This is a genomic window from Burkholderia sp. KL41, assembly GCF_057005415.2.
In genome coordinates, this window is the sequence record NZ_CM174447.1 from 391,891 (window position 1) to 417,868 (window position 25,978).

At 64.1% G+C, this 25,978-nt stretch carries 19 protein-coding genes, 2 tRNA genes and 3 rRNA genes; 19 read left to right on the top strand and 5 right to left on the bottom strand.

The features are described 5' to 3' along the window. Positions 1-9 precede the first annotated feature (9 nt). From PQB87_RS19435 to PQB87_RS19445, 3 genes are all read left to right on the top strand, one after another. Positions 10-420: a nuclear transport factor 2 family protein gene (locus PQB87_RS19435; RefSeq protein WP_111943208.1), complete on the top strand. Its 411-nt coding sequence runs from the start codon at positions 10-12 to the stop codon at positions 418-420. Positions 421-499: 79 nt separating this feature from the next. Next, positions 500-955 (top strand): RbsD/FucU family protein, encoded by a 456-nt coding sequence (locus PQB87_RS19440; RefSeq protein ID WP_021159305.1) that lies wholly within the window; start codon positions 500-502, stop codon positions 953-955. A 192-nt stretch (positions 956-1,147) separates the two neighbouring features. Then, positions 1,148-1,585, top strand: coding sequence for a DoxX family protein (locus tag PQB87_RS19445; RefSeq protein WP_021159306.1), 438 nt, complete (start codon positions 1,148-1,150; stop codon positions 1,583-1,585). Positions 1,586-1,684: 99 nt separating this feature from the next. On the opposite strand, the gene PQB87_RS19450 is transcribed toward PQB87_RS19445, so the two are convergent. Continuing rightward, on the bottom strand, positions 1,685-3,013 hold the full coding sequence (locus PQB87_RS19450) for an MFS transporter (protein WP_301863492.1): 1,329 nt from the start codon (positions 3,011-3,013) through the stop codon (positions 1,685-1,687). 324 nt (positions 3,014-3,337) lie between these two features. Next, positions 3,338-4,474 (bottom strand): branched-chain amino acid ABC transporter substrate-binding protein, encoded by a 1,137-nt coding sequence (locus PQB87_RS19455; RefSeq protein ID WP_021159308.1) that lies wholly within the window; start codon positions 4,472-4,474, stop codon positions 3,338-3,340. 631 nt (positions 4,475-5,105) lie between these two features. Between PQB87_RS19455 and PQB87_RS19460 the strand changes: the two genes are divergently transcribed. Next, positions 5,106-5,900, top strand: a complete 795-nt coding sequence (locus PQB87_RS19460) for an AraC family transcriptional regulator (RefSeq protein WP_111943204.1) — start codon at positions 5,106-5,108, stop codon at positions 5,898-5,900. A gap of 86 nt (positions 5,901-5,986) precedes the next feature. Here PQB87_RS19460 and PQB87_RS19465 read toward each other — a convergent pair whose 3' ends face one another. Together PQB87_RS19465 and PQB87_RS19470 are read right to left on the bottom strand one after the other, a co-directional pair. Continuing rightward, positions 5,987-6,250 (bottom strand): hypothetical protein, encoded by a 264-nt coding sequence (locus PQB87_RS19465; RefSeq protein ID WP_021159311.1) that lies wholly within the window; start codon positions 6,248-6,250, stop codon positions 5,987-5,989. Positions 6,251-6,539: 289 nt separating this feature from the next. Then, positions 6,540-8,432, bottom strand: a complete 1,893-nt coding sequence (locus PQB87_RS19470; protein WP_301863490.1) for a bifunctional sugar phosphate isomerase/epimerase/4-hydroxyphenylpyruvate dioxygenase family protein — start codon at positions 8,430-8,432, stop codon at positions 6,540-6,542. A gap of 257 nt (positions 8,433-8,689) precedes the next feature. Here PQB87_RS19470 and aroQ point away from each other — a divergent pair, with 257 nt between their 5' ends. From aroQ to PQB87_RS19485, 3 genes are read left to right on the top strand one after another with little or no spacing between them, the layout of a single operon-like run. Continuing rightward, a complete protein-coding gene (gene aroQ / locus PQB87_RS19475) occupies positions 8,690-9,145 on the top strand; it encodes a type II 3-dehydroquinate dehydratase (protein WP_489243519.1) in 456 nt (151 codons plus the stop codon). Then, on the top strand, positions 9,142-9,996 hold the full coding sequence (locus PQB87_RS19480; RefSeq protein WP_153490530.1) for a shikimate dehydrogenase: 855 nt from the start codon (positions 9,142-9,144) through the stop codon (positions 9,994-9,996). The genes aroQ and PQB87_RS19480 overlap by 4 nt, the downstream gene beginning before the upstream one ends. Before the next feature lie 42 nt (positions 9,997-10,038). Further along, positions 10,039-11,379 carry an MFS transporter gene (locus PQB87_RS19485; protein WP_048020813.1) on the top strand — a complete coding sequence of 447 codons (1,341 nt, stop codon included), beginning with the start codon at positions 10,039-10,041 and terminating at the stop codon, positions 11,377-11,379. Between the two features lie 88 nt (positions 11,380-11,467). Here the strand turns inward: PQB87_RS19485 and PQB87_RS19490 are convergent, their stop codons facing one another. Continuing rightward, positions 11,468-12,577, bottom strand: a complete 1,110-nt coding sequence (locus tag PQB87_RS19490) for a 2-aminoethylphosphonate--pyruvate transaminase (protein ID WP_153490532.1) — start codon at positions 12,575-12,577, stop codon at positions 11,468-11,470. A gap of 259 nt (positions 12,578-12,836) precedes the next feature. On the opposite strand from PQB87_RS19490, the gene phnS reads away from it, so the two are divergent. The 12 genes from phnS (at position 12,837) to rrf (ending at position 25,899) form a co-directional block, all read left to right on the top strand. Then, positions 12,837-13,925 carry a 2-aminoethylphosphonate ABC transporter substrate-binding protein gene (gene phnS / locus PQB87_RS19495; RefSeq protein ID WP_111943202.1) on the top strand — a complete coding sequence of 363 codons (1,089 nt, stop codon included), beginning with the start codon at positions 12,837-12,839 and terminating at the stop codon, positions 13,923-13,925. Between the two features lie 34 nt (positions 13,926-13,959). Then, the gene (phnT, locus tag PQB87_RS19500) at positions 13,960-15,063 is read left to right on the top strand and encodes a 2-aminoethylphosphonate ABC transport system ATP-binding subunit PhnT (protein WP_042974920.1); all 1,104 of its coding nucleotides are present in this window, start codon (positions 13,960-13,962) and stop codon (positions 15,061-15,063) included. Then, a complete protein-coding gene (locus tag PQB87_RS19505; protein WP_021159317.1) occupies positions 15,041-15,961 on the top strand; it encodes a 2-aminoethylphosphonate ABC transporter permease subunit in 921 nt (306 codons plus the stop codon). The genes phnT and PQB87_RS19505 overlap by 23 nt, the downstream gene beginning before the upstream one ends. Continuing rightward, complete coding sequence (gene phnV / locus PQB87_RS19510; RefSeq protein WP_021159318.1) at positions 15,951-16,811, top strand: 2-aminoethylphosphonate ABC transport system, membrane component PhnV; 861 nt, start codon at positions 15,951-15,953, stop codon at positions 16,809-16,811. The genes PQB87_RS19505 and phnV overlap by 11 nt, the downstream gene beginning before the upstream one ends. Continuing rightward, positions 16,808-18,115, top strand: coding sequence for a phosphonoacetate hydrolase (gene phnA / locus PQB87_RS19515; RefSeq protein ID WP_233344284.1), 1,308 nt, complete (start codon positions 16,808-16,810; stop codon positions 18,113-18,115). Before phnV ends, phnA begins: the two co-directional genes overlap by 4 nt. Beyond that, positions 18,112-19,566: a phosphonoacetaldehyde dehydrogenase gene (gene phnY / locus PQB87_RS19520; RefSeq protein ID WP_233344283.1), complete on the top strand. Its 1,455-nt coding sequence runs from the start codon at positions 18,112-18,114 to the stop codon at positions 19,564-19,566. Before phnA ends, phnY begins: the two co-directional genes overlap by 4 nt. A gap of 4 nt (positions 19,567-19,570) precedes the next feature. Then, positions 19,571-20,122 (top strand): phosphonate degradation HD-domain oxygenase, encoded by a 552-nt coding sequence (locus tag PQB87_RS19525; protein ID WP_222156252.1) that lies wholly within the window; start codon positions 19,571-19,573, stop codon positions 20,120-20,122. Positions 20,123-20,629: 507 nt separating this feature from the next. Continuing rightward, positions 20,630-22,162 (top strand): 16S ribosomal RNA (locus tag PQB87_RS19530). Positions 22,163-22,224: 62 nt separating this feature from the next. Continuing rightward, a tRNA-Ile gene (locus tag PQB87_RS19535) sits at positions 22,225-22,301 on the top strand. A 40-nt stretch (positions 22,302-22,341) separates the two neighbouring features. After that, positions 22,342-22,417, top strand: a tRNA-Ala gene (locus PQB87_RS19540). Positions 22,418-22,750: 333 nt separating this feature from the next. Further along, positions 22,751-25,631 (top strand): 23S ribosomal RNA (locus PQB87_RS19545). 155 nt (positions 25,632-25,786) lie between these two features. After that, positions 25,787-25,899, top strand: a 5S ribosomal RNA gene (rrf, locus tag PQB87_RS19550). The 16S, 23S and 5S rRNA genes sit together here with 2 tRNA genes alongside, the layout of an rRNA operon. Positions 25,900-25,978 lie beyond the last annotated feature (79 nt).

Genomic DNA, 25,978 nt, shown 5'->3' on the forward strand with positions numbered 1-25,978 from the left:
AGCCTCGCCATGAACACCGCACAATCCGCTTCGTCCGCATCGTCCGCCTCGTCCATTCACGCCGACCTGATCGACCGCTACTTCGACGCATGGAACGAACCCGACGTCGCGCGCCGCCGCGCGCTGATCGATGCGACCTACGCGAGCGACGCGGCCTATCGCGATCCGCTGATGGCCGGCGACGGCCACGCAGGCATCGACGCGATGATCGCGGCCGTGCAGGCGCGCTTCCCCGCGTTCCGCTTTCGCCGCACGACCGACGTCGACGCGTTCGGCCAGCACCTGCGGTTCTCGTGGGCGCTCGTGTCGCCCGACGGCGCGGCGATCGTGAAGGGTTCGGACTTCGGCACGGTCGACGCATCGGGCCGCCTCGCGACGGTCACCGGTTTCATCGACGAGATGCCGGCCGCGGCGTCGTGACGTGAGCGATGCATGCGCAACGGCCACCGGGATCGGGTAACGTTATGCGATTCGTTCCTGATCCCGGAGACTAGCCGACATGCTGAAGAATCTCGACCCGCTGCTGCACGCCGACATCCTGCACACGCTGCGTGCGATGGGGCACGGTGACGAAATCGCGATCTGCGACGCGAATTTCCCGGCGGAATCCGTCGCGGAGCACACGGTGGTCGGCCGCGCGTTGCGCATCGACGGCGCCGATTCGGCGCGCGTCGTGCGCGCGGTGCTGTCCGTGCTGCCGCTCGACACGTTCGTCGACACGCCCGCATGGCGGATGGAAGTCGTCGGCGACGCAGCCGCGGTGCCGCCCGTGCAACGCGAAGTGCAGGCCGAGATCGACCGCGCGGAAGGGCGCGCGGTGCCGCTCGCGGGCATCGACCGTTTCGCGTTCTACGAGCGCGCGCAGCAGGCCTACGCGGTGATCGTCACCGGCGAGTTGCGCGGCTATGGCTGCTTCATCTTCAAGAAAGGCGTGTTGTTGAGCGACGCGGGCTAAACGCGTTTTTCAGTGCGTCGAGCCGCCGGCACGGCCGCCGCAGTGTAAAGATTTGCTACAACCTTTTTCTTGGACACGGCGAAAAGACCCTCTATGCTGGCCCATTTGCCGCGTCCCCTCCGGGGCCGCGCGGCGTCGAACCGCCCCGGCGCGCCCGGGGCAAGCGGCCGAATTGCATACGAGGAGAGAGGCATGACGCGTACCGTCGATTCCGGCGTCATTTTTTTCGCACGCCTGGCGCTGGCGGCGTTGTTCTTGTGGGGCGGCATCATGAAGCTGCTCGGCTACAGCGATTTCATCGCGTATCTGCACGGGATGAACGTGCCCTATCAACAGGTCGTCGCGCCGATCGTCGTCGCGATCGAGGGGCTGGGCGGTCTGCTGCTGATCGTCGGCTACAAGGTACGGCCGCTCGCGCTGCTGATGGCGGTCTACACGATCGCGACCGCGATGGTCGGGCACAATTTCTGGGACGCGACGAGCGCCGCCGTCCAGCACGACATGGTGATTCACTTCTGGAAGAACGTCGCGATCGCCGGCGGGTTCCTGCTGCTGTTCGTCACCGGCGCCGGCGGCGCGAGCATCGACGCGCTGCGCCGGCCGAGTTCGTCGTACGGCGTGCTGCGTTGAACCGGGCTGACTCGCGCCGCCAGGCCGAGGCATAGCAAAAGGGCCGAATCCCGCACGCCGCGGGATTCGGCCCTTCGTTCATCAAGCGGGCGCCGGTGTTCAGTGCGTGCCCGTTACATCCTTTGCATCCTTCACGTCCTTCGCATCCTTCGAGAACTGCACGGCGATCGCGCCGAGCACGCAGATCGCCGCGACGTACACGACCGGCGCGAGCGGATTCGATTTCATCATCAGCGACACGATCACCGGCGTGAGGCCGCCGAAGATCGCATACGCGACGTTGTACGAGAACGAGATGCCCGAGAAGCGCACGACGGCCGGGAAGCTCTTGACCATCACGAACGGCACCGCGCCGATCGTGCCGACCATGAAGCCCGCGATTCCGTAGTAGAGCGGCAGCGTCGACGCATCGGCCGCGACCTGCACGAACAGCAGGTAGTAGCAGGCGGCCAGCCCGATGCCGCCGATGCCGAGCACGCGCTTCGCGCCGATCCAGCCCGCAAGCGAACCCGCGGTGATGCAGCCGGCGGTCAGGCACAGCGTTGCGACGCTGTTCGCGAACAGCGTCGTCGCGGGCGTCAGGTGGAACTGCTTCTGCAGCAGCGCGGGCGTCATCAGGATCACGACGACGATCGCGGCCGACAGCATCCACGTGAGCAGCATCGACACGATCACCGCGCGGCCGTGGTCGCGCAGCACGGCCTTCAGCGGAATCTCGGCCGCGAGCGCCTTCTTCGCCTTCATCTCGGCGAACACCGGCGTTTCATGCAGCCAGCGGCGCAGGTACACGGAGAACAGGCCGAACACGCCGCCGAGCAGGAACGGGATGCGCCACGCGAACGCGGCGACTTCGGCGGTCGAGTAACGGCTGTTGATGCCGGCGGCGACGAGCGAGCCGAGCAGGATGCCGGCCGTGAGGCCCGCGGTCAGCGTGCCGCATGCGTAGCCGATATGACGCGACGGCACGTGTTCGGACACGAACACCCACGCGCCCGGCACCTCGCCGCCGACCGCCGCGCCCTGCAGCACGCGGAACAGCAGCAGCAACACCGGCGCGAGGATGCCGATCGTGTCGTAGGTCGGCAGGAGGCCCATCAGCAGCGTCGGCACGGACATCATCAGCACGCTCAGCGTGAACATCCGCTTGCGGCCGAACAGGTCGCCGAAGTGCGCCATGATCACGCCGCCGAGCGGGCGCGCGAGATAGCCGGCCGCGAAGATGCCGAACGTCTGCAACTGGCGCAGCCAGTCGGGAATGTCGTGCGGGAAGAACAGTTGCCCAATCGCCGGCGCGAAGAACACGAAGATGATGAAGTCGTAGAACTCGAGGGCGCCGCCGAGTGCGGCAAGGCCAAGGGTCTTGTAGTCGCTGCGCGTGAGCGCGCGTTCGGCGGCGCGAGGCACGCCGCTCAATTCGGAAGCTTGCATGGTCAGGACGATCGGTTTTCGAATGTTGTTGTCGGTGCTGCGTCTCCAGGGCCCGCTATCGGCATGGACTGACAAGGCGCGGCTTGCATCGTCGAAGCGTGTCGTGTGCCGGGTGAGGCGCGCAACACGCGCCGCCGCACCGGGATGGGGCACGGCAGGGACGAAGCGTCAAAGCGGGTGGGAGGATTCTACAGGAGCGCGAAATGCGCGCGCGGGTGTGCGACGGGGAAGGCTTCGAAGCGCGCGGCCGAGGCCGGGGCAAAAGCGCGCGCGACGCGGGCGGCCGGTGAGCCGCTGACGCGCCGCGCGGGGCCGGGTTGCGTATCAGTTGCCGGCGATCGTATCGACCGGCTTGAACGTGCCGCGCTCGACCTTGTAGATCGTCACCGGCGCATCCTTCAGGTCGCCCTTCGCGTCGTACGCGATGCTCGGGGCCGACACGCCCTTGACCGACACCTTGCCGAGATACGGCGTGTACACCTTCGGGTCGGTCGAGTTCGCGTCCTTCATCGCGGTGAGCAGCGCGATCGTGCCGTCATACGAGTACGGCGAGTAGGTGATCACGTCTTCGTTGAAGCGCGCCTTGTAGCGTGCCGCGTAACCGGCGAAGCCCGGCATCTTCTCCTTCGGCAGGCCGCCCATGTAGACGATCGCGCCTTCGGCGGCGTCGCCGCCGACCTTCAGGAACGTCGGCGAGCGCGACATCTCGCCTGTCACGAACGCCGACTTCATCCCGAGCTGGCGCATCTTGCGGATCATCGGCGACGATTGCGCGTCGCCGCCGCCGTAGAAGATCGCGTCCGGGTTCATCCCCTTGAGGTTGGTCAGGATCGCGGAGAAATCGAGCGCCTTGTCGTTCGTGAAGTCGCGCTTGATGATCGTGCCGCCCGCCGCCTCGACGGCCTTCGCGAATTCGTCGGCGATGCCCTGGCCGTAGGCCGTGCGGTCGTCGATGATCGCGATGCGCTTGAAGCGCAGCGTCTTCACCGCGTACGTGCCGACGATGCGGCCCGCTTGCGCGTCGCTCGTCAGCAGCCGGTAGGTCGTCTTGTAGCCGCGCGCGGTGTATTGCGGCGACGTGGCCATCGAGATCTGCGGCAGCCCCGCGCGATCGTACAGGTCGGACGCGGGAATGCTCGTGCCCGAGTTGAAGTGCCCGATGATCCCGCGGACGTTGTCGTCGATCAGCCGCTGAGCGACGGTCGTGCCCGTGCGCGGGTCGGCCTGGTCGTCCTGCGAATCGAGCTGGAACGTGACGGGCTTGCCGCCGATCGTCGGACGCGTCGCGTTGAAATCGGCGATCGCGAGCTGCACGCCCTTCTGCATGTCCGTGCCGTAGTTCGACTGCGGGCCGGTCAGCGGTGCGGCGAAACCGATCTTGACGACGTCGGCGGCAATGGCGTGCGCGCCCGACAGTGCGCAGGCAGCGGCCAGCGCGACGTGCGATACCTTCAGCTTCACTTTCACTTCCCCTTGATGGCGTGGTTGGGCCGCCGCCGGCTGGCGGGCCGGCACCGGTAAACCGGGCGAGACGGTTCGGTCGGCAGGCCGATGCGAGGGCCATGCGTGCGTGCCGCGTGCTACCCGGGCTGTGCCGGAATCGGCGCGTGTGGTGGCCGATGCCGCAGGCCCTGCACGCCGGTCGCTGCTGCGGCGGAAGGTCGTCTCGTGACCGTGAAGCGAAGTCTAGACAGCGAAAATGCGTGCGTCTTGCGCGTTCGGTGCGCGGCCGGCGACGATATCGGCATATCGTCGATAACCCTGATATATGCCGAAATCGTCACGACGAATGCGCAAACGCGCCAAGACGCTGTACGGTTGCATTTTTATGCTGGCGAGTTCGAGCACGCGGTGCCGGTGAGCCAGTGAGCCAGTGCGCTCACGGCAGGCCGGCATCGGCGCATGCGGATTTGCGGCCGGCCGCTGCATGCGCGGCGCAGTGGTTGTGCACGCAACGTATGTTGCGTGTCGAAGCCGGTCGGCGCGACGTGACGGCTGCCGCCAACTTGCCCGCCCTTGCGATCGGCGCGACGCGATCGGAGGGGCGCTTCTATAATCGACGCCATCTGCCACTCGCATTGCGGTTGCCGGGATGACGACCTTGCCAGCCGTACCGCCCATGAGCCTGTCCGATACGTTGCGCCACCAGCCCGACAACGCCGATCTCGGCGCGATGCTCGCGCACTTCCGCCTGCTCGAACCGGTATTCGATGCGCTGCCGGACGTCGCGTTCTTCGTGAAGGACGCGAACGGCCGCTACGCGCTCGTCAACCGCACGCTGGCGATGCGCTGCGGCTACAAGGACAAGCGTGACCTGCTCGGCAAGACGGCCGACGAAGTGTTTCCGCGCCGCTTCGGCCGCAGCTATTTCGAGCAGGACATGGCGACGATCAACGCCGGCCAGCAACTGATGGACCAGCTCGAGCTGCACCTGTATCCGGGCCGCCTGCCGGGCTGGTGCCTGACCTGCAAGGAGCCGCTGCGCGATGCCGCAGGCAGGGTGGTCGGCCTGGCGGGCATCTCGCGCGACCTGAAGGCGCACGAGGGATCGCACCCGGCGTACAGCCGGCTCGCCGACGTGGTCCAGCACATCCAGGATCACTACGTACAGCCGCTGAACCTGAAGCAGCTCGCGCAGATGGCCGGGATGTCGGTCGCGCAGCTCGAACGCTACTTCCACAAGGTGTTCCACCTGACGCCGCGCCAGGTGCTGCTGAAGACGCGGCTGGATGCGGCCACCGCGCTCCTCGTCACGCACGACAAGGTGACCGACGTCGCGGCGCTATGCGGCTATACGGATCACAGCGCGTTCACGCGCCAGTTCAAGGCGACGGTCGGCGTGACGCCGACGGAATACCGGTTGATGCTGCAGGAGCGGGCAGGGTGACGCGACGCGCCGAAAGGGCCGGCGAGTCGCAGGGATCGGGGCGGTACGGGGAAAGGGGGAAACGGTGAAGCGGTGAAAACCGCGGCTCAGCGGTAGCCGAGCCCTTTCAGGACGGCGGTGCCGTTTTCGGTCAGCCGGAAGCTGGGGGCCGTATCGGCGTCGAGCTTGACCATCTCGACGAGGCCGGCTTCCTGCAGCGCAGGCAGTTCGGGTTTGGCGTTCGCGCCGATCGGTGCGTGCAGCAGCACGAGCAGCGTCGCGATTTCATGATGACTGAGCAGGCGGCGCAGCATCGTCTTCTTTGCAGGGGGCGCGGCCGGGCGGCCCGCGGGTGCTTCTACGGCGCTCATCGCTTTCCTCCTTTTCGAGATAACTATCGGGTACTGGTTGCGGATGGTGCCGTCGAAGACTTAAGCGATTCTTAAAACCGTGGCCGAGGACCGGTTGCTGCGCTGCGGTACGGGTTACCGGATGTAACATCAGACGGCGTGCGGTTCCCGGCCCGATCGCGGCAAGCCGCGCGGGCGGGTGCGCCGTCGCGCGATTCACCACGATGGTGCGCGCAGGATGCGGCCCTTTGAATCAGCCGCGGGGCCGCGAATGTGATTCGGCCCCGAAATCCAGATTCGTCTCTTTCTCTTATTTCCTGTGCTGTGCCTGCGCGGCCAGGCGCACGGCCGCGTTTGCCGCCCCGTAGCCGTCGTATCCGCCGCGCCGCTCGACGATCTCGAGCGAGAAGCGGTTGTCGACCAGTTCTGTATACGCGTGCAGGAATTCGCCGCCGTGCTCGTCGCGGTCGTACAGCAGGTGATGCGTGCTCAGCGTGTCGATCAACTCGTCCGGCAGCGCGTAGCGTGCGGCGAGATCGTCGTAGTAGTTCGGCGGAATGCGCAGGAACGGAATGCCGTCGGCCGCGAACGCGGCGATCGTCTTCACGATGTCGTCCGTGCGGAACGCCACGTGGTTCAGCCCCGTGCCGTGATAGCGGTCGAGCGATTCGGCGACCGCCGTGTGCCGGTCGACCGACGCGTTCAGCGCGATCCGCACCGAACCGTCGGCGCTGCGCACGGCGCGGCTGCGCATCAGCCCGTACGGGTCGGGCACGAGCCAGCTGCGCTCGGCCTCGAAGCCGAATGCCGTCTTGAAGAACAGGATCCACGTATCGAGCGCGTCGGCCGGCAGCGCCAGGCACACGTGATCGATACCCGTCAGCGGGCCCACCTCGCTCGGGCCGTCGATGTCGGTCAGCACGAAGTCCGATTCATACAGCGTCGGCGCGTTCGGCGCTTCGTCGACGAAATACTCGAGGCTGCCGTCCGGCGCCTGCACGCTCGGCAGCACGCGTTCGTTCGGCCCGACGCGGCCGGAGAACGGCGCATAGCCGAAACCGGCCGCGCGTTCGAATGCCACTTTCGCGTCGTCGACGCGGAATGCCGACGCACACAGCGACAGCCCGTGCTGCTGGAAGAACGCATCGGCGAACGAGTCGCGCTCCGCGTTCAGCACGATCGACGCGGCGCCGTGCTGGAACAGCGTCACGTCCTTCGACCGATGCCGGCCCGCGAGCCGGAAGCGCATCCGGCCGAGCCATTCGCCGACGGTTGCCGCGGCCTGTGCGTCGACCGCGAATTCGATGAACTGGAACCCGACGTGCGCGGGCGGCGCCGGCGGCGCGAACAGCGGCTGGCTGGCGGCCGGCGCGCGGCCGTCCCGCGCGAGCTGCTCGCGTGTCAGTTCTTCCAGGTAGAGCAGCGAGCGATGGCCGTCGGTGGCCGTGATCGCGGTCGGCGCCGCGCGGAAGCCGTCGTTGAAGATCTCGAGCGACAGCGGCCCCGTGTAGCCCGATTCGATCACGCGCGCGGTGAAGCGCGCGAGGTCGAAGTCGCCCTGGCCCGGAAACGAGCGGAAATGGCGGCTCCATTCGAGTACGTCCATCGCGAGCTTCGGCGCATCGGCGATCTGCACGAACGCGATCCGGTCGCCGGGGATGTCGGCGATCGCGTCCGGAGAATCGTCGAGCGACAGCGTATGGAAGCTGTCGAGCGCAAGGCCGAGGTGCGGGCTGTTCACGGCATTCACGAGTTTCCACGCATGGCCGTACCGCTTCACGACTCGGCCCCACGCGAGCGCTTCGTACGCGGCGACCACGCCGGCTTGCCGCGCGGCTTCCGCGAGTGCGCCGAGCTGGTCGACGAGCAGCCCGTCGTCGGCGATCGTGTCGGCCGACACGTTGCTGCACACCAGGATGCGGTCGGTGCCGAGCGCGTGCATCACGTCGAACTTGCGCTTGATGCGATCGAGGTTGCGGGCGAGCTGGGCTGCGCTCACGCCCTCGAAGTCACGAAACGGCTGGAACAGCACGATGTCGAGGCCGAGATCGGCGGCCATGCGCCGGACGTCGGCCGGCGATCCGTCGAAGTAGACGAGGTCGTTTTCGAAGATTTCGACGCCGTCGAAGCCGGCGGCCTTGATGGCGGCGAGCTTCCCGGCGAGCGTGCCGGACAGTGACACGGTGGCGATCGAGCGCTGCATGGGCGAATCCTGCGGATGAGCGGGGCACGGCGCCGGTCGAGTCGACCCTGAATGAACCAGTCGTTGAATTAACGACGAACGCCATATCCCGAATTTACTGGGTGAGTGATGCGTATTGTACAAACTAACTAGGTGGTACAAATTAGCGAAAACCCGAAAAGACATTGCGCTTTCGCAAGCGCACACTAGCGCCAAATCTTGACGTCAGGGGGCGAAGTCGGCTAGCGATGCGCCCCCGTTTTAGGAGCAGAAACACCATGAGCAAGCCCAAGGTGCTGGTGCTGAACGGCCCGAACCTGAATCTGCTGGGGACGCGCGAGCCCCATATCTACGGCGCGGAAACGCTCGCCGACGTCGAGCAGCGCTGCCGAACGGCCGCTGAAGCGCTCGGGCTGGAAATCGACTTCCGCCAGTCGAACGCCGAGCACCAGTTGATCGACTGGCTGCACGCCGCGCGTCACGATACGCGCGGCATCGTGATCAACCCGGCTGCCTATACGCATACGTCGGTGGCGCTGGCCGACGCGCTTTCCGCGATCGCGAAACCGGTGATCGAAGTTCATATCTCGAACGTGCATCGCCGCGAGGCGTTCCGCCACCATTCCTATGTGTCGGCGGTTGCCGAAGCCGTCATCTGCGGCTGCGGCACCGAAGGCTACGTGTTCGCGCTGCAGCGTCTGTCGACGCTGTTCGCGCAGGGAGCCGCGCGATGAGCCGCCCGTCGTTTCTGATCGGCCTGATCGGCCAGGGCATCGGCGGTTCGCTGTCGCCCGCGATGCACGAGGAAGAAGGTTTCCGCCAGGGGTTCGGCTATGTCTACCGGCGGATCGACCTCGACGTGCTCGGCGTGACCGTCGACGCACTGCCGCAACTGCTCGATGCCGCGCAGCGGATGGGCTACAACGGCCTGAACATCACGCACCCGTGCAAGCAGCGCGTGATCGAGCACCTCGACGCGCTGTCGGACGATGCGCGTGCGCTCGGCGCGGTGAACACCGTGTTGTTCAAGGGCGGCAAGCGGATCGGCCACAACACCGACTGGTCGGGCTTCGCGAAATCGTTCCGCCGCGGGTTGCCCGACGCGTCGCTCGAACGCGTCGTCCAGCTCGGCGCGGGCGGCGCGGGCGCGGCCGTGGCGCACGCCGCGCTGCAGATGGGCGCGGCCGAACTGACGATTTTCGATGTCGACGGCACGCGCGCCGCCGGCCTCGCGGCTGAACTGCAGCAACGCTTCCCCGCGGCACGCGTTGTACAGGGCGGCGATCTCGCGGACGCGATGCGCGCCGCGACGGGCCTGATTCACGCGACGCCGACAGGCATGGCCAAGCATCCGGGCCTGCCGCTGCCGGCCGAGCTGCTCCGCGCGGGCATGTGGGTGGCCGACATCGTGTATTTCCCGCTCGAAACCGAACTGGTCCGCGCCGCGCGCGCGGCCGGCTGCGCGACGCTGCCGGGAGGCGGGATGGCCGTGTACCAGGCCGTCGATGCGTTCGAGATCTTCACCGGACGAACGCCGGACGACGAACGAATGTTCGAACACTTTCAGTCGCTGGTCGCACGCTGACCCTTCTACCGACTAGCTGAAAAAAGAGATCAGGAGACAATCATGCAGCACACCACCCACTCGAACGCCGCGTCCGCGGCGGCCGGCACGGTCCGGCGCACCTCGGCGCGCTACAAGATTCTCGCGCTGCTCGCGATCGGCACGATGATCAACTATCTCGACCGCACCGTGCTGGGGGTGGCTGCACCGCAGCTCACCAAGGAGCTCGGCATCAATGCGGCCGTGATGGGCATCATGTTCTCCGCGTTTTCGTGGACGTACGTCGCGATGCAGGTGCCCGGCGGCCTGTTCCTCGACCGCTTCGGCAGCAAGATCACCTATTACTGGTCGATGACGCTGTGGTCGCTGTGCACGTTCCTGCAGGGCTTCGTGCCGGGCATCGCGACGCTGTTCGCATGCCGGCTCGGGCTCGGCGTGACGGAGGCGCCGTGCTTCCCGACCAACAGCCGGGTCGTCGCGACGTGGTTCCCGCAGAACGAGCGCGCGATGGCGACCGGTACGTATACGGTCGGCGAGTACATCGGCCTCGCGTTCTTCAGCCCGGTGCTGTTCGCGCTGATGGGCGCGTTCGGCTGGCGCTCGCTGTTCTGGGTCGTCGGCGCGATCGGCATCGCGTTCGGCCTGGTCTGGTGGAAGTTCTATCATGAGCCGCGCAACCATCCGGGCGCCAACTCGGAGGAGCTTGCGTATATCGAGGCGGGCGGCGGTCTCGTGCACGGTGCACGCAAGGACGGCGACAAGGGCGCCAAGGGCGCGCAGAAGAAGTTCAGCTGGGCGATGGCCGGCAAGCTGCTGAAGAAGCGCCAGCTCGCGGGCATCTGCCTCGGCCAGTTCGCCGGCAACTCGACGCTGGTGTTCTTCCTGACCTGGTTCCCGACCTACCTCGCCACCGAGCGCCACATGGGCTGGCTGAAGATCGGCTTCTTCGCGGTGATGCCGTTCATCGCCGCATCGGTCGGCGTGATGTTCGGCGGGATCTTCTCCGACTGGCTGCTGCGTCGCGGCAAGTCCGCGAACCTCGCGCGCAAGCTGCCGATCATCGCGGGCCTGCTGCTCGCGTCGACGATCATTCTCGCGAACTACGTGCAGAGCAACGAGGCCGTGATCGCGATCATGTCGGTCGCGTTCTTCGCGCAAGGGATGGCCGCACTCGGCTGGACCCTCGTGTCGGACATCGCGCCGGACGGCCTGCTCGGCGTGACGGGCGGCATCTTCAACTTCGCGGCGAACCTCGCCGGCATCATCACGCCGCTCGTGGTCGGCTTCATCGTCGCGTCGACCGGCTCGTTCGTCGGCGCGCTCGTGTTCATCGGCGTGATCGCGCTGATCGGTGCGCTGTCTTACATCTTCGTCGTCGGCGACATCAAGCGGATCGAGCTGTAAGCATCGCCTCCACGCGCATCCTGTGCGTTCGCCCGGCGGCCGGTAGGCCGCCGGGCTTTTTTGTTGGCGCGACGCGCTGCGTGCACCCTCATGCGTGCTGCACCGCGATACCGAGCGATTCGACCGCCTGCGCGATCGCCGCGACCGCGCGCCGGATATCGTTGGCGTCGATCGCACCGATGCAGCCGACGCGGAACGTCTCGAGCTGCGTGAGCTTGCCCGGGTACAGGATGAAGCCGGCATCGCGCACGGCGTCGTAGAAGCGGCGGAAATCGTAGGCCGGATGGTCGGGCGCGTGGAACGTGACGATCACCGGCGCCTGCACGTTCGCATCGAGGAACGGCGCGAAGCCGAGCGCGCGCATCGATTCGACCAGCGTCCGGCAGTTGTCCGCGTAGCGCGCACCGCGCGCCGGCTGCCCGCCTTCGGCGAGATACTGGTCGAGTGCGGCGCGCAGCGCGGCGATCACGTGCGTCGGCGGCGTGAAGCGCCACTGGCCCGTCTTGCGCAGGTACGCGTACTGATCGTGGAGATCGAGCGCGAGCGACGGCGAATTGCCTTCGCCGGCCTCGAGCGCATCGCGCCGCACGATCGCGAACCCCATCCCCGGCACGCCTTCGAGACATTTGCCGCTTGCCGAGATCAGCGCATCGATGCCGCTGCCCGCCAGCGCGATCGGCAGCGCGCCGAACGAGCTCATCGCGTCGACGATCAGCCGCTTGCCGTGGCGTCGGCACACGGCGGCGATGTCGTCGAGCGGGTTCAGGATGCCGGCGCTCGTCTCCAGATGTACCTGCGCGACGTGCGTGATGCGCGGCTCGCGCGCGAACGCGGCCTCGATCGCGGCCGGATCGACGGCCGCATCCTCGCCGAACGGCAAAGCGATCGCTTCGATACCGAGCCGGCCGAGGATCTTCAGGATGCGCGCGCAATACGCGCCGTTGTCGGGCACCAGCACGACGCCGTCGCGCGGCACCAGCGTACCGAGCGCGGCTTCGACCGAGAACGTGCCGCTGCCCTGCATCGGTACGCACACGTACTCGTCGCCGCCATGCGCAATGGCGACGAGGTCCGCGCAGACGCTGGCCGTCAGTTGATTGAAAGTGGCATCCCACGAGCCCCAGTCATGTTGCATTGCGTGGCGGGTTGTGGCGGACGTGGTGAGCGGGCCGGGCGTAAGAAGAATCGGATCGGACATGGTTTTTCCTTGCAAAGGTCGGAAAGAAACGCCGGGCGGCATTTCTGAATGACTTGCATGATATTGGCAAAATGTGTCATTTTTTGGAAATTGTGGCATTCGTCACGGGTTTGTCATCGAACGCTGTGATCCTTCGCTTGCCGCGAGAAACCTGACCTCGGCGCGGCGGCGAGGCAGGCCGTTGATCGGCCTGCCCGGAAATAACAGGAGAGCCGGATCGTGCCCCGGCCATTTGGTGTTCCGCCTACGGAGAAGTGAGATGACACTGCAGAATTCCTCGCGCGCCGCTGCCGGCGCGTTCCGCAAGCTTGCACTGGCCGCCACCGTCGCCGGTCTGATGGGCGCCGCGTTGCCCGTGCATGCGGCGAGCGCGGTCGTGCTGTACACGGCGGACGGTCTCGAGAACCTCTATCGCGATGTGCTGCCGGCGTTCGAGAAGAAGGAAGGCGTCAAGGTCAACATCGTGACGGCGGGCAGCGGCGAAGTCGTCAACCGCGCGAACATCGAGAAGAATTCCCCGAAGGCCGACGTGATCGTCACGCTGCCGCCTTTCATTCAGCAAGCCGGCCAGATGGGCCTGCTGCAGGCGTACCAGAGCGTGAACTACAAGAACGTGCCGGCGATCGCGAAGGCGGAAGACGGCACGTGGGCGACGTTCGTGAACAACTATTTCTCGTTCGCGATCAACCCGGACGTCGTGAAGAGCCAGCCGAAGACGTTCGCCGACCTGCTGTCGCCGAGCTATGCCGGCAAGGTCGCGTACTCGAACCCGGCCACGGCCGGCGACGGGATGGCCGTGCTGATCCTGACGACGTCGCTGATGGGCGAGGACAAGGCGTTCGACTACCTCGCGAAGCTGTCGCAGAGCGTGAAGTTCCACACGAAGGGCACGGGCTACCTGAACGTGCTGCTGTCGCGTAACGAGATCAGCGTCGCGAACGGCGACCTGCAGATGGACCTCGACGATGCCGAACACGGCGCGCTGTCCGTCAAGCCGATCTTCCTGGCCGCGAAGGACGGCGACCAGCCGACCACGTTCCAGCTCCCGTACGGCATCGGCCTGATCAAGAGCGGCCCGAACCAGGACGCCGGCAAGAAGCTGATCGATTACCTGATGTCGACGGAAGTGCAGTCGAAGGTGCCGGACATGTACGGCATCCCGGGCCGCACGGACGTGCCGCTGGCCGGCAAGAACGGCGAAGCGGTCAAGAAGGCGATCGCGGGCGTGAAGCTGATCCCGGTCGACTGGACCCAGGTGATGGCGAAGAAGCCGGTGTGGATCGAGCGCTGGAAGAAGGACGTGATCGGCAGCTCGGGCAAGCAGCTCGACGTCGTCAAGCCGAAGTGATCGGCGCACGCCGCCTGTATTCGTGAGCAAGAGGATGAACCCGGTGGAAACCACCCTGACCCATCCCGGCGCATTCGGCGCCGCCGAACCGCGAGCAACGCTGCGGTCCGGCGCGCCGGGCGGCGTGCAGATCGAACACCTGAGCGTGCGCTACGGCGCACGCACGGTGCTGGAAGATCTGTCGCTGTCGATCGGTGCCGGTGAATTTCTGACCGTGCTCGGCAAGAGCGGCTGCGGCAAGACCACGCTGCTGCGCTTCATCGCCGGGTTCGTGAAGGCCGACGGCCTGACCGGCACGCTGACCGTTGCCGGACGCGACCTGACCTACGCGCCGCCGCACAAGCGCAATCTCGGTCTGCTGTTCCAGAATTACGCGCTGTTCCCGCACCTGTCGGTGTTCGAGAACGTCGCCTTCGGGCTGCGCGCGCGCGGCATGGCGTCGTCGGAAGTGACGCGCCGTGTCGCCGATGCGCTGAAGCTCGTGCAACTCGGCGATGCGGGCCATCACCTGCCCGCGCAGTTGTCGGGCGGAATGCAGCAGCGCGTCGCGCTGGCGCGCGCGCTCGTGATCGAGCCGGACGTGCTGCTGCTCGACGAGCCGCTGTCGGCGCTCGACGCCAACCTGCGCGCGTCGGTGCGCAGCGAACTGAAGGCGCTGCACGAGCGCCTGCCGAACCTGACCGTCGTCTGCGTGACCCACGACCGCGACGACGCGCTCGTGCTGTCCGACCGCGCGCTGCTGATGCGCGATGGCCACATCGCGCAGCTCGGCACGCCGCAGCAGCTGTACGACGCGCCGCGGGACGGCTACGTCGCGCGTTATCTCGGCCCGGCGAACCTGCTGCCGCCGCACGTGATCTTTCCGCTCGGTGATCCGCGCCATGAAGTGCGTGGCAAGGTGGCGTGCGTGCGCCCCGAGCGCCTGACCGTGATGCCGCCCGCCGCGGGCGGGCTGCACGGCACGGTGTCGTCCGTCGAATGGCAGGGCGCGGACCTGTCGATCGCGGTCACGATCGATGCGGCGCCCGACGAGCCCGTGCGCGTCACGATGCAACGCGGCCGCGGCGCGGCTCCCGAGCGCGGTGCGCGCGTTTCCCTGCATTGCGAGGCAGACGATGTCGTCCTTATCGAGCCCTGAAGCCGGCCTGCCGCCGCACGTGCTCGCGTCGGCCGCCGCGCACGCCGCCGCCGCGCGGCGCCGCAAGCGCATGGGCGACCTGCACCTGGCCGCGCTCGCGATCGTCGTGCTGGGCCCGCTCGTCGTCTACCCGCTGGTGCGGCTCGTGCTGCTGAGCGTGTCGGGCGACCACGGGCTGAGTTTCGCCGCGTACCGGACGTTCTTCGGCAACCCCGACACCCGCAACGTGCTGCTGACCACGCTCGGCGTGCTGTTCGCGAGCGCCGGCACCGCGTCGGTGCTCGGTGTGCTGCTGGCCGCACTGCTGTTCTTCAAGCCGTTTCCGGGCGCCTCGCTCGTCACGCGCTTCCTGGAGTTGTACGTCGCGTTTCCGTCGTTCCTCGTCGCGTTCACGCTGATCTTCCTGTACGGCTCGCAGGGCTCGATCAGCATCGCGCTGCAGCACCTGTTTCATCTCGAAAATGCGCCGCTCGATTTCCTGTTCGGCATCGGCGGCGTAATCCTCGCGCAGACCGTGTTCTATACGCCGTTCGTCGTGCGGCCGACGCTCGCATCGTTCGCGACGCTCGATTTGCGGCTGATCGAAGCCGCGCGCAGCCTCGGCGCTTCAGGCTGGATGCTCGCGCGCCGCGTCGTGCTGCCGATCGCGTGGCCGGGCATCGCTGCCGGCACCGTGCTGTGCTTCCTGCTGACGCTGAACGAATTCGGGATTCTGCTCGTGCTCGGCAGCGCGCGGCTCGTCACGCTGCCGGTCGCGATCTACAGCAGCGCGACCGTCGACCTCGACCTGCCGACCGCGTCGGCCGGCGCGGTGGTGATGCTCGCGCTGTCGCTGGCGCTGTATGCGGTTTATCGCCGGGTGAACCGGCGTGCGACGGGAGGGAACGATGTCCGCTGAATTCCGTATCGGGCAGGGCGTGCCGCGCCACCAGATCGGCTGGGGCGACACGGTGCTCAAGCACGCATCGCGCGCGGCGCTCGCGCTGGCCGCGTTCGCGTGCTTCTGGTTGTTCGTGTTGCCGGTCATCGTCGTCGCGCTGTCGAGCGTGTCGACGCAGTGGTCGGGCACGATCTTGCCGGCCGGTTACAGCCTGCGCTGGTTCGAGCGGCTCGGGTCGCCGGAATACGACGCGCTGCTGACGAGCCTCGAAATCGGCTTCGGCGTGTCGGCGGTCGGCACGGTCCTCGGGCTGTGGCTCGCGCTGGCGCTCGAAGGGCGCGACCGGCGCGGCCTCGGCGCGGTGGTCGATGCCCTCGTGATGGTGCCGAACGGCGTGCCGAGCGTCGTGCTCGGGCTCGCGGTGCTGATCGCGTATCACCAGAAGCCGGTCGACCTGTCGAGCTCGGCGGCGATCGTCGTGCTCGTGCAGCTCGCGCTGATCTTGCCCTTCTGCTATCGCTGCGCGGCCGCGGCGCTGCGTCCGGAGCTGACCGTGCTGCGCGAAGCGGCGGCGAGCCTCGGCGCGCCGCCCGCGATGGTGCTGCGCCGCGTGCTGCTGCCGCAGCTGGTGCCGGCGCTGCGCGCGAGCCTCGCACTCGGCTTCGCGCTGTCGCTCGGAGAACTCGGTGCGACGCTGACGGTTTATCCGCCCGGCTTCGCGACCGTGCCGATCGTCGTGATCGGCCAGGTGGAGCGGGGGTATTACCTTCCGGCGTCGGCGCTGTCGCTGCTGATGCTGGGCGCGTCGCTCGCGGCGCTGCTGCTGATCGCCGCGCGCGTGCCGCGCGGCAAGCGGGTGGCATCATGAACGCCGCGTTCGCATTGCGCCAACCTGGCGACGCGTCGGCGGCCGGTATCCCGACGGAGCTTGCGGGTCGCTCGGTCGACGTCAACGGCCGGCACTACCGGCTGCCGGTCGAGCCGACCGTCGTCGTCTGCGTCGACGGCTGCGAGTACGACTATCTCGAACGGGCGGTGGACGCGGGTGTCGCGCCGTTCATCGGCCGGATGATCGCGGAAGGCACGACCTGGCGCGCCGATTGCGTCGTGCCGACCTTCACCAACCCGAACAACCTGTCGATCGTCTGCGGCGTGCCGCCGTCGGTCCACGGAATCTGCGGCAACTATTTCTGGGACCCGGCCGCCGATGGCGGGCGTGGCGCCGAAGTCATGATGAACGACCCGGCCTACCTGCGGGCCGGCACGCTGCTCGCGGCGGCGTCCGACGCCGGTGCGCGGGTGGCCGTCGTGACGGCGAAGGACAAGCTGCGCCGGCTGCTCGGCTGGCAGATGAACGGCATCTGCTTTTCGGCCGAGAAGGCCGCGCAGGCGAATCTCGCCGAAAACGGGATCGTCGACGTGCTCGACTGGGTGGGCCTGCCGTCGCCGGACGTCTACAGCGCGGCGCTGTCCGAATTCGTGTTCGCGGCCGGCGTGCGGCTTGCGCAGACGCGCCAGGTCGACCTGATGTACCTGTCGACCACCGATTACGTGCAGCACAAGTGCGCGCCGGGGAGTGCCGGTGCGAACGCGTTCTACGCGATGATGGACGGTTATCTCGCGCAGCTCGACGCGCTCGGCTGGGCGATCGGGCTGACGGCCGACCACGGGATGAACGCGAAGCACGATCCTGCGACGGGCCGGCCGAACGTCATCTATCTGCAGGATGCCTTCGACGGGTGGTACGGCGCGCAGGCTGCGCGCGTGATCCTGCCGATCACGGATCCGTACGTCGTGCACCACGGCGCGCTCGGCTCGTTTGCCACTGTCTATCTGGCGCCGGGCGTCGACCGGGCCGAGGCGATGTGGCGCGTCGGCGGCCTCGACGGCGTCGAGCTCGTGCTCGACAACGCGGAAGCCGCGGCACGTTTCGAGCTGCCGGCCGACCGGATCGGCGATCTCGTCGTGATCGGCCGCCGCGACATGACGCTCGGCACGCGCGAGCGCGAACACGATCTGTCGGGCCTCACGGTGCCGCTGCGTTCGCATGGCGGCGTGTCGGAGCAGGAAGTACCGCTGCTGTTCAATCGCCGTATCGAGCCGGTCGATCCTGCGCGTCGCCCGCGCAATTTCGACGTGTTCGATTTCGTGCTGAACCGGGTCGCGACATGATGGCTCACCCCCGACACGATCACCCGGCGTTTCGCGCGGAGGCGCTGCGCTGGTGCGGCACGCGCGCGACGCGCGAACGCACGCTCGACGTCATGGACCCTTACACGGGCACGCGCGTCGGTACGGTGCCGCTCGCGAGCGTCGACGACGTGCGCGTGGCATTCGACTACGCGATGGCGTACCGGCCGACGCTCACGCGTTACGAGCGTTCGGAGATCCTCGAACGCGCGGCTGCGCTGTTGCGCGAGCGTACCGAGGAAGCGTCCGACCTGATCACGCTCGAGTCGGGGTTGTCGAAACAGGACTCCCGCTACGAGATCGGCCGCGTGGCCGACGTGTTGAAATTCGCGGCGGTCGAGGCGCTGCGCGACGACGCGCAGAGTTTCTCGTGCGACCTGACGCCCCATGGCAAGGCGCGCCGCGTGTTTTCGCAGCGGCAACCGCTCGATGGCGTGATCGTCGCGATCACGCCGTTCAATCATCCGATGAACCAGGTGGCGCACAAGATCGCGCCGGCGATCGCGACCAACAACCGCGTGATCGTGAAGCCGTCGGAGAAGGTGCCGCTGTCGGCGCTCTATCTGGCCGATCTGCTGGTTGAAGCCGGTCTGCCGGAGCCGATGCTGCAGGTGCTGACCGGCGATCCGCGCGAGATCGCGGACGAGCTCGTCACGCACCCGCATGCGTCGCTGATCACCTTCACGGGCGGCGTGGCGATCGGCAAGGCGATTGCCGCGCGGGCCGGCTACCGCCGCATCGTGCTGGAGTTGGGCGGCAACGATCCGCTGATCGTCCTCGACGATGCCGATCTCGAACGCGCGGCGTCGCTGGCGGTGCTCGGGTCGTACCGGAATTCGGGTCAGCGTTGCACGGCCGTCAAGCGGATGCTGGTGCAGCGCTCGATCGCGCCCGCCTTCACCGAATTGCTCGTCGAGAAGACGCGCGCATGGAAGTACGGCGATCCGTTCGATCCCGCGAACGAAATGGGCACGGTGATCGACGAGGACGCGGCGCGGCTGTTCGAGGCGCGGGTCGGGGAGGCGGTCGAGCAGGGCGCGAGGCTGTTGACGGGCAACGTGCGGCGCGGCGCGCTGTATGCGCCGACCGTGCTCGACAACGTCGATCCGTCGATGACGATCGTGCGCGAGGAGACCTTCGGCCCGGTATCGCCGGTGATTGCGTTCGACACGATCGACGACGCGATCCGGATCAGCAACGGGACGGCGTTCGGGCTATCGTCGGGTGTCTGTACGGACAGCACGGCGGCGGTCGTGCGGTTCGTGAACGAGCTGAACGTCGGCACGGTGAATGTATGGGAAGTGCCCGGATACAGGATCGAGCTGTCGCCGTTCGGCGGGATCAAGGACTCGGGGCTCGGATACAAGGAAGGCGTTCAGGAGGCGATGAAGAGCTTCACGAACCTGAAGACGTTTTCGCTGCCTTGGGAGTGAATGAATGGCATTGACGGTGGAAGATATCCACGGGCTGTATCGCGAGCATGGTCATGTGGCCTATAGCGGTGAACCGGTCACGCAGCTCGAGCATGCATTGCAGAGCGGATTGCTGGCGGAAGAGGCGGGGGCTGATGAAGCGCTGGTTGCGGCGGCGTTCCTGCACGATCTCGGGCATCTGCTGAATCGCCAGGGCGAGACGCCGAGTGCGCGCGGGATCGACGACCTGCACCAGTATTACGTGCTGCCGTTCCTGCGGCCGCTGTTTTCCGACGCGGTGCTGGAGCCGATCCGGCTGCACGTCGACGCAAAGCGCTGCCTGTGCCGCACGGACGCCGGCTACTTCGAGAGCCTGTCGCCGGACTCGGTGCGCAGTCTCGCGCTGCAGGGCGGTATCTTCAGTGAAGAGGAGACGGCGGCGTTCCTGCAGCGCCCGTTCGCGGAGGAGGCGCTGCGTCTGCGCCGCTGGGACGATACGGCAAAGGAAGAGGGCAAGGTGACGCCTGATCTCGATCACTATATGGAGATCGTCGCGCGCCAGGCGCGCGCAGGCTGACCGGTTGAGTTGCTTCTATATAAGGCCCCGCACGCGACAGCGTGCGGGGCCTTATATTTTTTGAGAAACCCCTTGCGCAGTTCGAAGAGGGTGCTTAGAATCACGCCTCTTTCGCGCTAACGGAAACACGGCGTGGAAGAGGGAAGCAAAGCTGGTGGTGTGCTGCAGTCTTGGGCGCGCGGCTGGCTTGGAAGTTGAACCCCGCAGTCGCAACGATGTAGTGTAAAAAGTTGTTGACGAGCTGCGAAACACGGTTCATAATCTCGCTTCTCTGCTGCTGAAAACGCAGCGCTGCTGAGAAACACGAAGTTCCTCGCAGATTGCTCTTTAAAAATTAACAGCCGATAAGTGTGGGCGCTTGATGGAAGCGAGCTGATCCTCGGATCAGATAGCGAAAGTATCAAGAGTCTCACACTAAAGTAAGTCAGGTTTATGAAGCAATTCATATTCCTGTCAGCTTTGAGTGAGCGACCGGTTCTTAACCGAACCGAAAACAGTAACAGGTTTAAACTGAAGAGTTTGATCCTGGCTCAGATTGAACGCTGGCGGCATGCCTTACACATGCAAGTCGAACGGCAGCACGGGTGCTTGCACCTGGTGGCGAGTGGCGAACGGGTGAGTAATACATCGGAACATGTCCTGTAGTGGGGGATAGCCCGGCGAAAGCCGGATTAATACCGCATACGATCTACGGATGAAAGCGGGGGACCTTCGGGCCTCGCGCTATAGGGTTGGCCGATGGCTGATTAGCTAGTTGGTGGGGTAAAGGCCTACCAAGGCGACGATCAGTAGCTGGTCTGAGAGGACGACCAGCCACACTGGGACTGAGACACGGCCCAGACTCCTACGGGAGGCAGCAGTGGGGAATTTTGGACAATGGGCGAAAGCCTGATCCAGCAATGCCGCGTGTGTGAAGAAGGCCTTCGGGTTGTAAAGCACTTTTGTCCGGAAAGAAATCCTTGGCTCTAATACAGTCGGGGGATGACGGTACCGGAAGAATAAGCACCGGCTAACTACGTGCCAGCAGCCGCGGTAATACGTAGGGTGCAAGCGTTAATCGGAATTACTGGGCGTAAAGCGTGCGCAGGCGGTTTGCTAAGACCGATGTGAAATCCCCGGGCTCAACCTGGGAACTGCATTGGTGACTGGCAGGCTAGAGTATGGCAGAGGGGGGTAGAATTCCACGTGTAGCAGTGAAATGCGTAGAGATGTGGAGGAATACCGATGGCGAAGGCAGCCCCCTGGGCCAATACTGACGCTCATGCACGAAAGCGTGGGGAGCAAACAGGATTAGATACCCTGGTAGTCCACGCCCTAAACGATGTCAACTAGTTGTTGGGGATTCATTTCCTTAGTAACGTAGCTAACGCGTGAAGTTGACCGCCTGGGGAGTACGGTCGCAAGATTAAAACTCAAAGGAATTGACGGGGACCCGCACAAGCGGTGGATGATGTGGATTAATTCGATGCAACGCGAAAAACCTTACCTACCCTTGACATGGTCGGAATCCTGCTGAGAGGCGGGAGTGCTCGAAAGAGAACCGGCGCACAGGTGCTGCATGGCTGTCGTCAGCTCGTGTCGTGAGATGTTGGGTTAAGTCCCGCAACGAGCGCAACCCTTGTCCTTAGTTGCTACGCAAGAGCACTCTAAGGAGACTGCCGGTGACAAACCGGAGGAAGGTGGGGATGACGTCAAGTCCTCATGGCCCTTATGGGTAGGGCTTCACACGTCATACAATGGTCGGAACAGAGGGTCGCCAACCCGCGAGGGGGAGCTAATCCCAGAAAACCGATCGTAGTCCGGATTGCACTCTGCAACTCGAGTGCATGAAGCTGGAATCGCTAGTAATCGCGGATCAGCATGCCGCGGTGAATACGTTCCCGGGTCTTGTACACACCGCCCGTCACACCATGGGAGTGGGTTTTACCAGAAGTGGCTAGTCTAACCGCAAGGAGGACGGTCACCACGGTAGGATTCATGACTGGGGTGAAGTCGTAACAAGGTAGCCGTATCGGAAGGTGCGGCTGGATCACCTCCTTTCCAGAGCTTCTCGCAAAATTGAGCGCTCACGCTTATCGGCTGTAAATTAAAGACAGACTCAGGGGTCTGTAGCTCAGTCGGTTAGAGCACCGTCTTGATAAGGCGGGGGTCGTTGGTTCGAATCCAACCAGACCCACCACCGTCTTGTGGGCGGTACACACCTGAGGAATTCTGTACATGGGGGCATAGCTCAGCTGGGAGAGCACCTGCTTTGCAAGCAGGGGGTCGTCGGTTCGATCCCGTCTGCCTCCACCAATCACCAACGCTAAGTGCTTGGTTCATACGATGAACCGAGAATTTTGCATTGGCGATTGAGCCAGTCAGAGCGGTACGAAAGTATCGGCTGTCGTTCTTTAACAATCTGGAAGAAGTAAGTAATTTGGATAGCGGAAGCGTCTTGAGATGGACGTGGAAACTATCCGGGTTGTGATTGTATCGATGTATCTCAAGATGATTCGTAAACTACTCCCTTCGGGAGTGGGGCCAGAGTAAGCGCTAAAGCGCTAACTCTAGCCGACATCAATTGGAATACGGCACAACGCGAGAACTCAACCTGTAGCGACTGTCGACGAGACAGACTCGTTATAGGGTCAAGCGAACAAGTGCATGTGGTGGATGCCTTGGCGATCACAGGCGATGAAGGACGCGGTAGCCTGCGAAAAGCTACGGGGAGCTGGCAAACAAGCTTTGATCCGTAGATGTCCGAATGGGGAAACCCACTCCTTTTGGAGTATCCATGGCTGAATACATAGGCCATGCGAAGCGAACGCGGTGAACTGAAACATCTAAGTAACCGCAGGAAAAGAAATCAACCGAGATTCCCAAAGTAGTGGCGAGCGAAATGGGATGAGCCTTGCACTCTTTATTTGTATTGTTAGCCGAACGCTCTGGAAAGTGCGGCCATAGCAGGTGATAGCCCTGTAGGCGAAAACAGTATGAAAGAACTAGGTGTGCGACAAGTAGGGCGGGACACGTGAAATCCTGTCTGAAGATGGGGGGACCATCCTCCAAGGCTAAATACTCGTGATCGACCGATAGTGAACCAGTACCGTGAGGGAAAGGCGAAAAGAACCCCGGGAGGGGAGTGAAATAGATCCTGAAACCGCATGCATACAAACAGTCGGAGCCTCGTAAGGGGTGACGGCGTACCTTTTGTATAATGGGTCAGCGACTTACGTTCAGTAGCAAGCTTAACCGTATAGGGCAGGCGTAGCGAAAGCGAGTCCGAATAGGGCGTTCAGTTGCTGGGCGTAGACCCGAAACCAGGTGATCTATCCATGGCCAGGATGAAGGTGCGGTAACACGTACTGGAGGTCCGAACCCACTAACGTTGAAAAGTTAGGGGATGAGCTGTGGATAGGGGTGAAAGGCTAAACAAACCTGGAAATAGCTGGTTCTCTCCGAAAACTATTTAGGTAGTGCCTCGTGTCTCACCTTCGGGGGTAGAGCACTGTCATGGTTGGGGGGTCTATTGCAGATTACCCCGCCATAGCAAACTCCGAATACCGAAGAGTGCAATCACGGGAGACAGACATCGGGTGCTAACGTCCGGTGTCAAGAGGGAAACAACCCAGACCGCCAGCTAAGGTCCCCAAATATAGCTAAGTGGGAAACGAAGTGGGAAGGCTAAAACAGTCAGGAGGTTGGCTTAGAAGCAGCCACCCTTTAAAGAAAGCGTAATAGCTCACTGATCGAGTCGTCCTGCGCGGAAGATGTAACGGGGCTAAGCTATATACCGAAGCTGCGGATGCGTGCTTAGCACGCATGGTAGGAGAGCGTTCCGTAAGCCTGCGAAGGTGCCTTGTAAAGGGTGCTGGAGGTATCGGAAGTGCGAATGCTGACATGAGTAGCGATAAAGGGGTGAAAGGCCCCCTCGCCGTAAGCCCAAGGTTTCCTACGCAACGTTCATCGGCGTAGGGTGAGTCGGCCCCTAAGGCGAGGCAGAAATGCGTAGCTGATGGGAAGCAGGTCAATATTCCTGCACCATTGTTAGATGCGATGGGGGGACGGATCGCGGAAGGTTGTCCGGGTGTTGGAAGTCCCGGTCGCTGCATTGGAGAAGGCACTTAGGCAAATCCGGGTGCGCAATTCAAGGGTGTGGCGCGAGCTCCTTAGGGAGCGAAGCAATTGGAAGTGGTTCCAAGAAAAGCCTCTAAGCTTCAGTCTAACGATGACCGTACCGCAAACCGACACAGGTGGGCGAGATGAGTATTCTAAGGCGCTTGAGAGAACTCGGGAGAAGGAACTCGGCAAATTGGTACCGTAACTTCGGGATAAGGTACGCCCTTGTAGCTTGACTGGCCTGCGCCAGGAGGGTGAAGGGGTTGCAATAAACTGGTGGCTGCGACTGTTTAATAAAAACACAGCACTCTGCAAACACGAAAGTGGACGTATAGGGTGTGACGCCTGCCCGGTGCCGGAAGATTAAATGATGGGGTGCAAGCTCTTGATTGAAGTCCCGGTAAACGGCGGCCGTAACTATAACGGTCCTAAGGTAGCGAAATTCCTTGTCGGGTAAGTTCCGACCTGCACGAATGGCGTAACGATGGCCACACTGTCTCCTCCCGAGACTCAGCGAAGTTGAAGTGTTTGTGATGATGCAATCTACCCGCGGCTAGACGGAAAGACCCCATGAACCTTTACTGTAGCTTTGCATTGGACTTTGAACCGATCTGTGTAGGATAGGTGGGAGGCTATGAAACCGGAACGCTAGTTTCGGTGGAGCCGTCCTTGAAATACCACCCTGGTTTGTTTGAGGTTCTAACCTTGGCCCGTGATCCGGGTCGGGGACAGTGCATGGTAGGCAGTTTGACTGGGGCGGTCTCCTCCCAAAGCGTAACGGAGGAGTACGAAGGTACGCTAGGTACGGTCGGAAATCGTGCTGATAGTGCAATGGCATAAGCGTGCTTAACTGCGAGACCGACAAGTCGAGCAGGTGCGAAAGCAGGTCATAGTGATCCGGTGGTTCTGTATGGAAGGGCCATCGCTCAACGGATAAAAGGTACTCTGGGGATAACAGGCTGATACCGCCCAAGAGTTCATATCGACGGCGGTGTTTGGCACCTCGATGTCGGCTCATCTCATCCTGGGGCTGTAGCCGGTCCCAAGGGTATGGCTGTTCGCCATTTAAAGAGGTACGTGAGCTGGGTTTAAAACGTCGTGAGACAGTTTGGTCCCTATCTGCCGTGGGCGTTGGATATTTGAAGGGGGCTGCTCCTAGTACGAGAGGACCGGAGTGGACGAACCTCTGGTGTACCGGTTGTCACGCCAGTGGCATCGCCGGGTAGCTATGTTCGGAAGAGATAACCGCTGAAAGCATCTAAGCGGGAAACTCGCCTTAAGATGAGATATCCCTGGGGACTAGATCCCCTTGAAGGGTCGTTCGAGACCAGGACGTTGATAGGTCAGGTGTGTAAGCGCAGTAATGCGTTCAGCTAACTGATACTAATTGCCCGTAAGGCTTGATCCTATAACAAGTCTGCCTTGTAGATCGGCGCCGTGCGACAGCACCGGCCGCAGGATCCAGAGCGACAAGTTGGATTCTCGTGTGTGATACACACAACCTAAATTACTGCTTCTTCCAAGATTGGTTGCGCTGCGAAGCCAGCGCAACAACCCTCTTTGCCTGATGACCATAGCGAGTCGGTCCCACCCCTTCCCATCCCGAACAGGACCGTGAAACGACTCTACGCCGATGATAGTGCGGATTCCCGTGTGAAAGTAGGTAATCGTCAGGCTCCCTAAGCCAAGAACCCCCGCCCGAAAGGCGGGGGTTTTTGCATTTCAGCGACGGAAATGTACGACACTGGCCAAGCA

Excerpts from the sequence above, each read along its gene's own strand:
- PQB87_RS19470 (WP_301863490.1), bottom strand. The coding sequence starts at position 8,432 with ATGCAGCGCTCGATCGCCACCGTGTCACTGTCCGGCACGCTCGCCGGG.
- PQB87_RS19505 (WP_021159317.1), top strand. The coding sequence starts at position 15,041 with ATGTCGTCCTTATCGAGCCCTGAAGCCGGCCTGCCGCCGCACGTGCTC.
- PQB87_RS19435 (WP_111943208.1), top strand. The coding sequence starts at position 10 with ATGAACACCGCACAATCCGCTTCGTCCGCATCGTCCGCCTCGTCCATT.
- PQB87_RS19465 (WP_021159311.1), bottom strand. The coding sequence starts at position 6,250 with ATGAGCGCCGTAGAAGCACCCGCGGGCCGCCCGGCCGCGCCCCCTGCA.
- PQB87_RS19450 (WP_301863492.1), bottom strand. The coding sequence starts at position 3,013 with ATGCAAGCTTCCGAATTGAGCGGCGTGCCTCGCGCCGCCGAACGCGCG.
- PQB87_RS19525 (WP_222156252.1), top strand. The coding sequence starts at position 19,571 with ATGGCATTGACGGTGGAAGATATCCACGGGCTGTATCGCGAGCATGGT.
- phnV (WP_021159318.1), top strand. The coding sequence starts at position 15,951 with ATGTCCGCTGAATTCCGTATCGGGCAGGGCGTGCCGCGCCACCAGATC.
- phnA (WP_233344284.1), top strand. The coding sequence starts at position 16,808 with ATGAACGCCGCGTTCGCATTGCGCCAACCTGGCGACGCGTCGGCGGCC.
- phnY (WP_233344283.1), top strand. The coding sequence starts at position 18,112 with ATGATGGCTCACCCCCGACACGATCACCCGGCGTTTCGCGCGGAGGCG.
- PQB87_RS19445 (WP_021159306.1), top strand. The coding sequence starts at position 1,148 with ATGACGCGTACCGTCGATTCCGGCGTCATTTTTTTCGCACGCCTGGCG.
- aroQ (WP_489243519.1), top strand. The coding sequence starts at position 8,690 with ATGAGCAAGCCCAAGGTGCTGGTGCTGAACGGCCCGAACCTGAATCTG.
- PQB87_RS19440 (WP_021159305.1), top strand. The coding sequence starts at position 500 with ATGCTGAAGAATCTCGACCCGCTGCTGCACGCCGACATCCTGCACACG.
- PQB87_RS19480 (WP_153490530.1), top strand. The coding sequence starts at position 9,142 with ATGAGCCGCCCGTCGTTTCTGATCGGCCTGATCGGCCAGGGCATCGGC.
- PQB87_RS19460 (WP_111943204.1), top strand. The coding sequence starts at position 5,106 with ATGACGACCTTGCCAGCCGTACCGCCCATGAGCCTGTCCGATACGTTG.
- phnT (WP_042974920.1), top strand. The coding sequence starts at position 13,960 with ATGAACCCGGTGGAAACCACCCTGACCCATCCCGGCGCATTCGGCGCC.
- PQB87_RS19490 (WP_153490532.1), bottom strand. The coding sequence starts at position 12,577 with ATGTCCGATCCGATTCTTCTTACGCCCGGCCCGCTCACCACGTCCGCC.
- PQB87_RS19485 (WP_048020813.1), top strand. The coding sequence starts at position 10,039 with ATGCAGCACACCACCCACTCGAACGCCGCGTCCGCGGCGGCCGGCACG.
- phnS (WP_111943202.1), top strand. The coding sequence starts at position 12,837 with ATGACACTGCAGAATTCCTCGCGCGCCGCTGCCGGCGCGTTCCGCAAG.